We start from the raw sequence: 12775 nt of genomic DNA on the forward strand, positions 1-12775 counted from the left end.
AGCCAAACGTACAGTTGTACAGGAACGCCCGATGATACCATTACGCACTTACAAACCTTTGGACGAGATTGGCGGGAACTAACCGAACAAAACGTGTTCCTGTTAGACCAATTTACCATTGCCGATGACAAGGTACTGTTGATTGAGATTTTCGAGAAGAACGGTGGCAGACATCAAACTTTGCAGGTAGAAAATTCGGATTTGATAAAAGCTCGTTTAATAAACGATATGCACCTAAAATTTTAATAACATTTTAATCCAATAATATGAAAAAGTATATCTATACCGTGATGCTCATCTTGATGGCCATCACGGTTACACAGGCACAAAGAATGCTCCCAAAACAGAAAGGACTGGAAGTAAGTACAGGTGTAGTATCCAACGATAAAATTGGTAATGATTATTACCTCAATATTGGAATGACCGTGAACGGTAAAAACGGGAACTATCAGCTTTGGGCATTGGAATACACCCACCAATACCACGACTACAAAGACCTCCGCATACCGCAGGAAACCTACACTTCCGAAGGCGGCTACAGTTTCTTCCTTTTGGGCGATGCTCGTAAAAACATTACGCTGAACTTCGGAATAACAGGTGTTGTCGGTTATGAAAGCATCAATCGTGGCGAAGCGATGTTGTATGACGGAGCAAAGATTTTGAGCGAGGATAACTTCATCTACGGAGCTGGTGGACGGCTCACTCTTGAAACATATCTATCAGACCGTTTTGTGTTAATCCTGCAAGGACGCACAAAAGTATTTTGGGGTACGGACTTAGAGCAATTCCGACCATCCGCAGGTGTAGGATTAAGGTTTAAATTTTTAAAACATAAAACGATGATAGCAATATTAAATAAATTCAGAATAGGATTACTGCCGATATATGTAATGCTGGCAATCCTCACAGCTTCGGTTACGTTGGTATCTTGTAGCAAAGATGATGAACTCGAAATACAGAACGATTTTCCTTTCGAGGTAAATGTAATGCCAGTACCTAAAGATGTTGCCAACGGGCAGACGGTAGAAATACGCATTACCATACAGCGTACAGGCAATTACAGCAACACGCAGTATTTTCTCCGCTACTTTCAGTTTGACGGACAGGGAACGTTACAATACTACGATGAACCACCATACCTGCCGAACGATTTATACCCGTTACCGACAGAGCAGTTTCGATTGTACTATACTTCAACATCTACCGTATCACAATCCTTTGAGGTTTGGATTTCGGACAGCTTCGGGAACGAAAAGCAATTGAGCTTTCAGTTTAACAGTAGTGATTAAAAGCAGTATTTCATTTCATAAAAACGGCTTATCTGATTGGTAAGTCGTTTTCTATTTACAGCGCATTGGCTTATGTGCATTTTACTGGCTCATCAATATTTCTTAAATTTATACTTGTGAAATTAAAATGTGAGGATATGGTTGCATCATTGGTTATAGGGGTAATATTTTTGGTTGCAGGCTTGGGACTTCGTTACTGGATTAACCGAAGAAAGTTTTACAGGCGCAGACCTATGGGAGCAGAGGGTTTTTCATCTTATGAAAGTTCGGTTTTCATTAAATTGATTGAAAAGGTTGGCAAATGGGTAGCCTATGCACTGATTATATTCGGGCTATTGTCGTTATGGGTTTATTCCCGTGAGAAAAAAGAAATTAAAACAGAGCAGCCAATCCCGACAATAAATCATAACTAAACTTATCATTTAACTATTTTTGTAGGATAATAAATGTGTTAGCTGTAAATGTAGAGTACAACCTTACAACCTAAACTAAATACTATAAACAATGTCTATATATCAGGATATTTTAAATTGGTCGCAAGGCAGACCAGCGTTTGTTCAAGATGCTTTACGAAGACTTGTCGCATCAACAACACTTACACAAAACGACATTGACGAACTTGTTCAATTGGTAAAAAAAGAATGTGGTGACAATACAATTACTATAAACCCTATTCCGCTTAATAGCACACACATTCCAACAACAATTGCGATAAGTGGCAATTATCCCAAATTAATCAGCTTAAACAATCCTATTAATATTTGTGCCTTACACAATCAAGGAGGGTTACAATTTTCCAATACAGGTTTGACAATAGTTTATGGTGGAAATGGTTCGGGAAAATCAAGCTACTCACGTATTTTGAGAAAACTTTGCTGGAGCAGAAATCCAAGTGTTACACTAAAAAAGAATGTTTTTAATCCATCTTCTAATCAACAACAAGTTGATTTTATTGTAGAAGACAATGGTTCAAATATTAACTTTTCTTGGACAGAAAATAGTCCGAGCAATCCTATCCTTAATTCATTTTTTGTTTTTGATAACGACTGCGGAGATATTTACATCAACAATGAAAATCCCACAGAATATAAACCTGTAGGAATTGATGTTTTAGAAAAAATTGGTTTCGACCTTTGGAAGTATTTCGCAAGCCTTTAGTTCGTCTGTTGCTTCTTACAACACACAAAAACCAGGGTTGCCACAAAATTTACTTCAAACCTCCACAGCACAATGGTATGGAACAATAGAAAATCTACAACGAACAAACGTTGATTCATACATCCAATTTAGCCAAGCAAACATCAATAGAAAGCAAGAACTTACAACCTTAACCACAGCACAAAATCCTCAACAAAACATTACAAACTTAACCAATCAGCGAACACGGATTAACGGCTACATACAACAATTTTCACAAATTGAAACATTATTTGACGAACAAAACTTAAACGAACTAATAGCAAATAGAAATACTTTTGAAAGCGTTAATCAAGCGTATCAAATTGCGACAACTCAACTACAAAACGTAAACACGTTAGAAGGATTTGGCACAAATCCTTGGCGAACTTTGTGGGAAGCTGCAAGAAATTATGCACATAGTTCAAATCTTTCAGACGGTCAAAATTTCCCATCCTTAACTTCATTAGAAAAATGTGTGTTGTGCCAACAAGAACTTGACGAAACTGCACAACAAAGATTGACAACTTTCAATCAATTTGTATTAAATGACGTTTCTACACAGCTAAATTTAATTAACTCAACAGTTCAGGGAAAGCTAAACTTATACAATTCATTGGTCATTCCACCAATTGAAAACCTTGCAGAGTTAGAGCAGTTGATACCAAATTTTCGAGATAGCTATAACCAGTTTGCTAATTCAGTTGCTACATTCAGAAATTCAATCATTACTTTTTTGCAAAATGGTGGCGAACTAAACATAAGTTTACAAACTCTGACACCAAGCATAACAAGCATAATTCCAAGAATTGATACCGAGATTGCACAGAACAATCAGCTTCTACAAAATAGAAACACCTTAGTTTCTGAACTTAATGAACTATCAGTAAAAGAATTTTTGTTTAACAACAAAACGGCTATTCTTCAATACTTTGACGAATATAAATACAGGTCTTGGATAAACACTTGTCAATCCCAACTCGCCACCAATGGTATTTCACGCAAAATTGGCGAACTAATGGAAAACCAAGCCGTAAGTTTGCAGCACCAAGAATTTGTTTCCCATCTCAATTTCTTCAATCGTGATTTAGCAAGTAAAGTTTTGATTTCAAGAACGAGAACAAGTCAAGGAAATACATATCAAAGATGTGGCTTAAACGGAATTAATGATTCAATCAACTCAATTTTAAGTGAGGGCGAACAAAAAATTATTGCCTTATCAAACTTTTTAGCTGAATGTACGATTGACAATCGTCTAAATACGATAATATTTGATGACCCTGTTACGTCTTTGGATATGGATAATAGGGATAAAATTTCGGATAAAATTGTTCAACTATCACAAAACCGACAAATAGTTGTCTTTACTCACGACCTGTCATTTTTACGTTTGCTTATAGATACACATAAAGCAATAACATCAACGGACTGCACAGTAATAGGAATTGACAAATACAATGGAATAAGTGGTATCGTTACAGACGAGATTCCATATTTAGCTAAAAATGTGCAAGAAAGAGTCGATTCTATCAGAAGAATACTAACAGAACACGATGCTCTTATATTAACTGATGCACACGGACGAGAAACTAAACTTGATTCTGCAAGAAAAAGATTTAGAATGTTGTTAGAACGTTCTGTTGAAGAAGTTTTATCAAATAAAACTTACGAACGATTTTCTAAAAACATTCATCTAAAAAAAGGTAATTTATCAAGTTATATTGTTACAGAGCAAACAGATGTTGATTTTCTTCTAAACCTATTCGGAAAGTATTCCGTAACAGAACACGATGGAGGGACTTCAACAATTCCATTGTTACCAAATAAACCAGAAATTGACCAAGACATTACAGACTATTCTAATTGGAAAAACGGCTTTAAAATTAAACTAAGGACATTCCAGTCAACATACAATTAATATTTCAAAATAGCAGTAAAAAATCGGATAGCTCAAAAGGCTATCCGATTTTTGTTTACGGAGGTAGTAAACTGCCAAACACTTCCTTTTAGTGCCAATGGATACAACATTGTGCAGTCGCTTAGAAAGCCTTTATAAATTCGACTTCCACAGAAAAATTGAGAGAAAAATGGAAGTTATCGCAATACCAAAATCCGCACTGGATGGAATGAAGAATAAGCTAAGGGAACTTTTGGAAATGACCGAAAATGCCACACGGAAATATACCCCGATTTTCAAAGAGGAGAAGTGGCTCGATAACCAGGAAGTCTGTTTGATGATGAAAATTACCAAACGGACGTTGCAGACTTACAAGGATAAAGGGTTATTGCCATATTCCAAACTGAACCGCAAGAATTATTACAAACTATCGGACGTACAGGCTTTGCTCGAAGCTGGACAGCCGTACAATACCAATGATAATGGATTTACTGACGAATGATAATGAAGAAATCATTTCCCATCAAGAAATGATTTTGATATTGAGAGACCGTATTGAAAATATATTAAAAAAACTATCGTCCCGTAATGAATGGAGAAATTTATTTGTCGGGCGAAGATGTATGCAAACTGTTACACATTAGCAAACGCACTTTACAGCAATATCGTGATGATAATATCCTGCCGTATATTCAGATTGGTGGCAAAATTATTTATAAGGAAACAGATTTGATGACAATACTATTTTACAGGCACATGCCCACACGTATAAGGTCGCAAAAGATCTATTCTAAACTGTTTTTGAAGTTAAATTTCCTTACATCATCTGAAGCGGGCAACTCAAATATTTCGAGGTCAAAAAATTTGATAGCAGCGAATAAGTGGTCAAATAAATCAGCCATAATACCTTCATAAACGGCCCATTCCGTAGTATTGGTAAACATATATAGTTCCAGCGGAAGTCCATGTTCGGTAGGTTGTAAATGCCTTACCATCAGATGGTATGTTTGTGAATATTCGGGTTTTTTCCGGCATATCGCTTTACATATTCTCTAAATAAGCCAATATTGGTCATCTTACGTCCGTTTACCGGCATAGTTGCATCTGCAAGTGTGGCTTCGTTAAATTGATCGATTTCTGACTGACGTTCCTCAATATAAGGTGCCAGTAACTGTATTTTTTAAGTTTTTCGATTTCTTCAGGTTGTAAAAAACGGATAGAAGACATTTTGATATTAATAGCTCTTTTGATACGTCTTCCCCCTGATTTCTGCATGCCCCGGTAGTTTTTAAACGAATCACTGATGAGCAGGTAAGTAGGGATGGTAGTTATGGTTTTATCAAAATTCTGAACTTTTACTGTGCTCAGATTAATTTCCAGAACCGTTCCATCGGCTCCGAATTTACTCATCTCTATCCAGTCGCCTACACGTACCATATCATTGGTAGACACCTGAATACTGGCAACAAATCCTAAAATAGTGTCTTTGAATACAAGCATCAGAATGGCAGATGCCGCTCCCAGAGATATTAGAAACTCCCATGGCGAATTTCCGGTAAGACTTGAAAAAATAATGATTCCACAGATAAAAAAGACAACAATTGTGATTACCTGAAAGTAACTGTCAAGGGGTTTATCAGCATATCTTTTTTTTGTTTTTAAAGTATCTTTCACTGTTCTGAAAATACCATTGATGAGCAAAGCAAAATTGATGATGAGTAAAATATCCGTCAGTTTTAAAGTTGCTTTTGTCCAGTTTGGAAAGCCCATAAAAATCAATGGAAGCAATTGCTTTGCAATAAGTATAGGAATCAGATGGCAAAAATACTTGAGAACCTTATTGTGGATCAGAAAATCATCAAATCGTGTAGGACTTTTGCGAATGTAACGGATCATAAGAATCATAAAAACCCTTCGGAGCAGATAATCTACCCCATAGAGAAGCAGAGCTACAATAGTGATGAGCAACAGCGAATTGATGACATGTGCCACCTGAACGCTGACTCCGTTGTCAATAAGCAGGTCTAAACTCCAGGAATAAAAAGAACTTTGAACGTTTTTTGTAATGATCTCCATTGAATACTATTTTGCTGTTTTTGCTAAAATACAAACTTCCTGCCGGAGGCCCAGACAGAAAAGGATAATAAATCGTTAAAGTCTGTATTAGGACTGTTTTTTTCTTTGCTTTCGATCCAGAAAAATTTTATTTAAAACGGTGAGAATGGCTCCGCCGACACCTATCCAAATAGATTGTTCCCAGGGTTGTTTTGCAAAATAATGCAACCCTGCTATCATGATAACGGCTACTACAATTCCTTCAATAAGATATTTCATTTTTATACTTGTAAAAAAGGGAGCAGTTTAAACTCCTCCCTTACTGATTAAATTTCGTTCAACATTTTTGATATTTCATCCAGTTTTGGTGTGAGGATGACTTCAATTCTACGGTTTTTTGCTTTTCCGTCTGCATTGCTGTTACTCGCAATCGGAGAAAACTGGCTGCGTCCGGCTGCGGTCAGATTTTTCTTGTCAATACCATTGTTTTGTTCCAGTATGTTTACAATAGCAGTGGCTCTTTTAGTAGAGAGGTCCCAATTGTTATTGATACCGCCACCCAGGTTTCCTACAATTTTATCATTATCGGTATGACCTTCAATCAAAATAGCGATTTCAGGATTTTGTGCCAATACTTTTCCAAGTTCTTCTACTGCATTTCTTCCTTCATTGCTAACTGCCCAACTGCCTGAATTAAACAAAAGTTTGTTTTCCATTGATACATATACCTTTCCGTTTTTCTGTTCTACAGTAAGACCTTTGCCTTCAAAAGCATACAGTGCTTTCGACAGTGATTCTTTTAAACGTTTCAGATTGGCATCCTGTGCTGCAAGCTTTCTTTCGAGTTCGTTGACACGACTCGTACGCTCACTCAGGTCTCCTTTTAATTTATTCAATCGTTCTATTTCAGCTTTTATGGCAGCATCACTGTTGGACTCCAGATCACTGTAGTTTTGTTTGAGCTGATTGTACAATACAGAAAGCTTATCGCGTTCTTCGATGGCTTTTTCCAGCTGGGACTGGAGACTACCGTTAGACGTTTCGGCATTTTCTGCTTTGTCTTTATACATGTGAATCTCATCCGACAATCGGTCTTTTTCTTCCATACAGTTTTTATACTGAGCATCGAGTTCGTTGTATAATTTTCTTGTGACACACGAAGAAAGCAACGTGAGTCCTAAAAGTGATAAAGTGATTTTTTTTATCATGATGTTGTTTTTATTCAATTTCTATTCCTACCGACAATGGTCAGAATGTTTTGCTTCAGGTAATATATAGGCTCTCTTGATACGGTCTTTCATGGATTCCGTTACCAAATGATAGTCAATTCTCCAGCCTTTGTTATTATTGCGGGCATTTGCACGGTAACTCCACCAGCTGTAATTGTGTGGTTCCGGATGAAACATTCGGAACGTATCTAAGAATCCGCTTTTCATAAACTGATCCAGCCATTCGCGTTCTTCAGGTAAAAAACCTGAAACTTTAGCATTTCTGATCGGATCGTGGATGTCTAAAGCCGTGTGACAAATGTTGTAATCACCGCAAATAATCAGATTTGGAATTTCCTTTTTGAGCGTATCTACATACCGTTGAAAATCATCCATATATTGAAACTTGTATCCTAGACGGTCCATATTTGTTCCGGAGGGAAGATACAGGCTCATGACAGAAAAATCTTCAAAATCTATGCGGAGGTTACGTCCTTCGCGATCCATATAATCAATACCCGTACCATAAACGATGTTCTTTGGTTCTTTTTTCGATAAGATAGCAACTCCGCTGTATCCTTTCTTTTCAGCTGAAAAATAATACTGAAACGGATAGCCCGCAGCAGTGATCTCCAATACAGGAATCTGATTATCTACTGCCTTAATCTCCTGAAGACAAATTACATCCGGATCAGCTGCTTTTAACCATTCCAGAAAACCTTTGGTAATGGCTGCTCTAATTCCGTTAACATTATAGGATAATATTTTCATTATGTAGGATTTTGAGTTCAAAAATAAACAATAAAACAACAAAAAGGGTTTAAAGAGTTAAACTCTAAGGGATTTTAGCTTTTTTTTAGTATTTTTTTTGGTATGGTTTTAGATAAGTTAAAACAATATTAAAATGATTACTATATTTGTAGATAAAACATGACTGCATGGGCTTAGTGACTGCCAAGGAAATTTCAAAAGCTGTAAAATTAGATAAATATGGTTTTTTAGGTACTTTTTCAGGTTGGATGTTGATGAAAGTACTGAAAATTTCAAAATTAAATGAAATTTACGACCGTAATAAACATCTTAAAGACGTAGAGTTTTTGAATGCTATTTTAGGAGAATTTAAAATCGAGTTTGAAATTGATCCTGAAGAACTTAAAAGATTACCTAAAGAAGGACCTTATATAACTATTTCTAACCATCCTCTCGGTGGTGTAGATGGTATTTTATTATTAAAATTAATGCTGGAGCGTGATCCTAATTATAAGATCATTGCCAACTTTTTATTGCACCGTATAGAGCCTCTTAAGCCGTATATTATGCCTGTAAATCCTTTTGAGAATCACAAGGGTGCTAAATCAAGCGTAATCGGAATTAAAGAGACTTTACGACATCTCAGTGATGGAAAGCCTTTGGGGATTTTTCCCGCAGGAGAGGTTTCTAACTTTGAAGAGGATAATGAAATTGTCGATAAAGAATGGGAAGAGGGGGCTTTAAAAGTAATAAAGAAAGCAGCTGTGCCTGTTGTTCCGATTTATTTTCATGCAAAAAACAGTCGGTTATTCTATTTCTTATCCAAGCTGAATCCAACCTTACAGACTGCCAAGTTGCCTTCTGAACTGCTGACGCAGAAAGATCGGGTAATTAAGGTACGCATCGGAAAACCTATTCCGGTTGCGGAACAGTTGGAACATGGAAGTACTATTGAAGAATTTGGACAGTTTTTACGACATAAAACGTACCTTTTAGCCAATGCTTTTAAAAAGAACGAAGACAAAAAACTCATCAAGGTTCCTTCTTTTAAATTGCCACCACCACCACCGGAACAGATTGTAGTACCGGCTTACAGGAAAAAATGATTCAGGAAGTTACGGAACTCCGAAAAGGAGATTACCGTCTGCTGCAAAGTAAAAAACTATGAAGTGTTTCTCGTAGAAGCCGATAAAATTCCGAACATATTACACGAAATCGGACGCTTGCGCGAAATTACTTTCCGTGCAGTGGGTGAGGGAACCAATAACTCCATTGATTTAGACGAATATGATACCTATTATCATCACATGTTTTTATGGGATGATGAAACCAAACAAATAGCGGGTGCCTACCGTATGGGCTTAGGAAAAGAAATTTTTAAAAAATACGGCATTAATGGTTTTTATTTACAGGAACTTTTTAAGTTTGAGCCCGAGCTGTATTCCATGATGGAAAACTCCATAGAAATGGGAAGAGCGTTTATCGTTTCTGAATATCAGTTAAAGCCTATGCCCTTATTTTGTTATGGAAAGGAATTGTACATACCACGCTGCGGTATCCTTCTCATAAATATCTGATAGGCGGAGTGAGTATCAGCAATCAGTTTTCTGATTTTTCAAAATCGCTTATGATCGAGTTTATGAAATCACATTACTATGATCCGTATGTAGCACAGTATATAGCGCCTAAAAAAGAATATAAAGTAAAACTGAAAGACGCTGACAAAGACTTTGTTTTTAATGAAACAGAGGCTGATTTAAATAAATTTGACCGACTTATTGATGAAGTTGAGCCGGGAAATCTCCGCCTACCTGTACTTATAAAAAAGTACATCAAACAAAACGCAAGAGTAGTTGCTTTTAATGTAGATCCTCTGTTTAATAATTCTGTTGACGGTCTTATGTATATTCGTATAGCAGATTTGCCTGAAAGTACTGTAAAACGGTTATGGAAGAGTTTCAGTTAGAACTCGAACGCAAATTGTCAGAAAAGCTGGATTAGCCAGCAGTTCTCATAAAAGAAATTGCCCGCATAAAGCGGGCAATTTCTTTTATGTCGCATCAACAGATGAATTTCTTTTTAAAGCTGATTTTTAAAACCACGCTTTTTTACGGATCATATAGGTGTTGTAAAACTCTTCATCTGATCTGGTAAGGTAAATAATACCTTCTACAAGACCGATAATGCTCGTAGCAAATAAAAAGATATATCCTACCAGAAAACATGCGGTCATATAGCCTACTACGCTGATAACGAGTAAAATAATACCTTCGTTATTGTAGCCTAAAATAAATTTGTGAATTCCTAAATGCCCCAGTAAAATAGCAATTATTCCTACAAGAATTTTTTTGCTGTTGGCATCCTGAGGTTGCGGGCCATTATTAAAATTATAGTTGGGCTGATTTGGCGGTGTGTTTGGGTTTTGTACTTCCATAGTTTTTTTATTTCAAAAATAAGGATATAAATGATTTGTTGTTAGAATTTCTCAAGGATTTTATTTACAATGATTTGTGCCAGCTTTTCCTTACTTTCATGTGTCCAGCCTGCAATATGCGGTGATAACAATACGTTTTCCGCTTTGAGAAGATACTGAAACGGTTCAGGGAGTTCCTGTGATTCGAACATATTTTCGAAAGAAGATTTTTCATATTCGAGCACATCCAGTGCGGCACCTTTTATTGTTCCATCTCTTAGTGCATCGGTTAGGTGAGCAGTATTTACAGACTTGCCCCTTGCAGTATTGATAAACCAAAACGGCTTTTTGAAACCCCGGATAAATTCATTGTTTATGAGGTGATAAGTCTCAGGTGTTTGTGGTGTATGAAGGCTAACGATATCTGCTTCCTGTTGCAAGATCTCTAAACTTACCTGTTGTGCATTTTCATCTCCGATATTTTCTTTGATATCATAAAAAAGAACGTTACAGTCAAATCCCTTCAGTCGTCTTGCAAAAGCTTTACCCATAAATCCATATCCGATAATGCCTACGGTTTTACCTTCCAGTTCCATTCCTCTGTTTTCTTCACGCAGCCAGATACCATTGCGCACTTCTTTGTCTACAAGATTCAGACGGTTTATGAGCGACAACAGCATTCCCATAGCGTGCTCTGCCACTGCTGTACGGTTACCTTCCGGAGCAGCAATGAGTTCAATGCCTTTGCTTTTGGCAAAATCACAATCAATATTTTCGAGTCCGGCACCAACACGACCAATAAATTTAAGATTAGCAGCTGCTTCTAAAAAGAACGGTCGATCTGAAAACGACTTCTTATGATAAGTCCGTCATAAGCTCCGATGATATCCTGAATCTGTTCTTTAGATAGCGTATAGGCTTCGTAGTTTTCAAAACCTGCTTTGTTCAACTGTTCTATCATCAGCGGATGGTTTGTGTCGATATGTATTATTTTCATGGAAAATGTACTATTAATAAAGTAAAGATACGCATACCTTTTTATTTTATTTAAAAATCAATGGGCGGTCTCCGCATCGTCCAGTTGCAGCTGTTCAATAAAATAGGCGGGACTGAGACTGGTTTCTGCTTTGAACTGCATGCTAAAGGTTTTGGCATTTGCAAAACCGTAGGTTTCAGCCAGTCCTTGCATATTCAGCTGGCGCAGACGGTATTGTTTTTCAAATCAATTAAAACCTGTTTTACCCGCAGGGAGTTGATATACTGATTAAAGTTTACTCCTTTATTTGTGTTAATCAGTTTTGAAAGTGTATTACGATTGGTATTCAGTTCTGCTGCAAAATCATCTAACTTCAGCGGTTTTAAAAAACCTTTTTCATTTTCGAATTTTTGTAGCGCCAGTAACAGACGTTCTTCTGTAGCCGTTAAGTTTTTTGTCTCAATAACCGATTTCTCCGTATCGGTATTCTTTTCAAAAGGTTCATTTGCCGACTGAACACCGTTGATCAATTCATTGAACCGCAACCTCAATTGCTTTTTCTGCTTGGTCTGCCAAAAGGCATAGCCGCATAAAGTGAGGCAGAGCAGCCCGCTTCCAATAAGCCAGACGCCATACGTATATTTATTACTGGAAAGCTGTTTTTGTAAATCCGTTTTGCTGGCCTCCAGTTTTTTAGTCTCAAACTCATAGTGCAGTGTACTGGTCAGATCCTGCTGTTCTTTTTCAAACTGGTGGTTTAATGCAATCAGATGTTCTGTTACTTCCAGCTGTTTTTTGAGGTTGCCCCGTTTCTTTATAGTAAGCGATTAAATAATCATACGCATGACGCAATTCATAATTAAGAAAATTTCTTTTCTGAAACAATTGATCTATGCGCATGAAGTAAGAAACTGCTTTTTGTTTTTCATTTTTTTCCAGGCTATTTTACCTAAATACAGATAAATCACATATTCGTGTGGTAAAAATCTTCATTTTTTTTGATATCCGGCA

Annotated in this window: 16 protein-coding genes and 4 pseudogenes; 9 read left to right on the top strand and 11 right to left on the bottom strand. The window is 36.8% G+C overall.

What is annotated here, in order from left to right; genetic code table 11:
* The 8 genes and pseudogenes from QW060_RS22390 to QW060_RS28920 all read left to right on the top strand — a co-directional run.
* Positions 1-246: pseudogene (locus tag QW060_RS22390) on the top strand (DUF4138 domain-containing protein); the annotation flags it as partial.
* Between the two features lie 20 nt (positions 247-266).
* Positions 267-824 (top strand): annotated as a pseudogene (locus QW060_RS22395) (conjugal transfer protein TraO); the annotation flags it as partial.
* A 15-nt stretch (positions 825-839) separates the two neighbouring features.
* Positions 840-1289 (top strand): DUF3872 domain-containing protein, encoded by a 450-nt coding sequence (locus tag QW060_RS22400; RefSeq protein WP_290362326.1) that lies wholly within the window; start codon positions 840-842, stop codon positions 1287-1289.
* Positions 1290-1405: 116 nt separating this feature from the next.
* Positions 1406-1702 (top strand): molybdenum ABC transporter permease, encoded by a 297-nt coding sequence (locus QW060_RS22405; protein WP_450091485.1) that lies wholly within the window; start codon positions 1406-1408, stop codon positions 1700-1702.
* 394 nt (positions 1703-2096) lie between these two features.
* A complete protein-coding gene (locus QW060_RS22410; protein ID WP_290365185.1) occupies positions 2097-2447 on the top strand; it encodes a hypothetical protein in 351 nt (116 codons plus the stop codon).
* A complete protein-coding gene (locus tag QW060_RS22415) occupies positions 2410-4383 on the top strand; it encodes an AAA family ATPase (RefSeq protein WP_290365186.1) in 1974 nt (657 codons plus the stop codon). Before QW060_RS22410 ends, QW060_RS22415 begins: the two co-directional genes overlap by 38 nt.
* A 97-nt stretch (positions 4384-4480) precedes the next feature.
* Complete coding sequence (locus QW060_RS22420; RefSeq protein ID WP_450091477.1) at positions 4481-4864, top strand: helix-turn-helix domain-containing protein; 384 nt, start codon at positions 4481-4483, stop codon at positions 4862-4864.
* Positions 4845-5006 (top strand): hypothetical protein, encoded by a 162-nt coding sequence (locus QW060_RS28920; protein WP_450091486.1) that lies wholly within the window; start codon positions 4845-4847, stop codon positions 5004-5006. Before QW060_RS22420 ends, QW060_RS28920 begins: the two co-directional genes overlap by 20 nt.
* Positions 5007-5147: 141 nt before the next feature.
* Here the strand turns inward: QW060_RS28920 and QW060_RS28150 are convergent, their stop codons facing one another.
* The 5 genes from QW060_RS28150 to QW060_RS22445 all read right to left on the bottom strand — a co-directional run bounded on the left by QW060_RS28150 (position 5148) and on the right by QW060_RS22445 (position 8396).
* Complete coding sequence (locus QW060_RS28150) at positions 5148-5357, bottom strand: hypothetical protein (RefSeq protein ID WP_317623228.1); 210 nt, start codon at positions 5355-5357, stop codon at positions 5148-5150.
* 91 nt (positions 5358-5448) lie between these two features.
* Positions 5449-6438, bottom strand: a complete 990-nt coding sequence (locus tag QW060_RS22430; RefSeq protein WP_317623227.1) for a mechanosensitive ion channel family protein — start codon at positions 6436-6438, stop codon at positions 5449-5451.
* An 87-nt stretch (positions 6439-6525) separates the two neighbouring features.
* On the bottom strand, positions 6526-6696 hold the full coding sequence (locus QW060_RS22435) for a hypothetical protein (RefSeq protein ID WP_290365187.1): 171 nt from the start codon (positions 6694-6696) through the stop codon (positions 6526-6528).
* Positions 6697-6743: 47 nt separating this feature from the next.
* Entirely contained in the window at positions 6744-7625 is an 882-nt protein-coding gene (locus QW060_RS22440) for an OmpA/MotB family protein (RefSeq protein ID WP_290361774.1), read from the bottom strand.
* A gap of 27 nt (positions 7626-7652) precedes the next feature.
* A complete protein-coding gene (locus QW060_RS22445) occupies positions 7653-8396 on the bottom strand; it encodes an exodeoxyribonuclease III (RefSeq protein WP_290365188.1) in 744 nt (247 codons plus the stop codon).
* Positions 8397-8563: 167 nt separating this feature from the next.
* Between QW060_RS22445 and QW060_RS22450 the strand changes: the two are divergent.
* Positions 8564-10376 (top strand): annotated as a pseudogene (locus QW060_RS22450) (GNAT family N-acyltransferase).
* Between the two features lie 91 nt (positions 10377-10467).
* On the opposite strand, the gene QW060_RS22455 reads toward QW060_RS22450, so the two are convergent.
* The 6 genes and pseudogenes from QW060_RS22455 to QW060_RS22480 form a co-directional block, all read right to left on the bottom strand.
* Positions 10468-10809 (bottom strand): TM2 domain-containing protein, encoded by a 342-nt coding sequence (locus QW060_RS22455; protein WP_290361777.1) that lies wholly within the window; start codon positions 10807-10809, stop codon positions 10468-10470.
* A gap of 41 nt (positions 10810-10850) precedes the next feature.
* Positions 10851-11785, bottom strand: a pseudogene (locus tag QW060_RS22460) (2-hydroxyacid dehydrogenase).
* Positions 11786-11842: 57 nt separating this feature from the next.
* Positions 11843-11977: a hypothetical protein gene (locus tag QW060_RS22465; RefSeq protein WP_290365189.1), complete on the bottom strand. Its 135-nt coding sequence runs from the start codon at positions 11975-11977 to the stop codon at positions 11843-11845.
* A gap of 2 nt (positions 11978-11979) precedes the next feature.
* The gene (locus QW060_RS22470; RefSeq protein ID WP_290365190.1) at positions 11980-12315 is read right to left on the bottom strand and encodes a helix-turn-helix domain-containing protein; all 336 of its coding nucleotides are present in this window, start codon (positions 12313-12315) and stop codon (positions 11980-11982) included.
* Positions 12312-12473, bottom strand: a complete 162-nt coding sequence (locus tag QW060_RS22475; protein ID WP_290365191.1) for a hypothetical protein — start codon at positions 12471-12473, stop codon at positions 12312-12314. Before QW060_RS22475 ends, QW060_RS22470 begins: the two co-directional genes overlap by 4 nt.
* Positions 12474-12508: 35 nt before the next feature.
* Positions 12509-12664 (bottom strand): hypothetical protein, encoded by a 156-nt coding sequence (locus QW060_RS22480; RefSeq protein WP_290365192.1) that lies wholly within the window; start codon positions 12662-12664, stop codon positions 12509-12511.
* Positions 12665-12775: the final 111 nt, after the last annotated feature.

Source organism: Paenimyroides ceti (assembly GCF_030409925.1).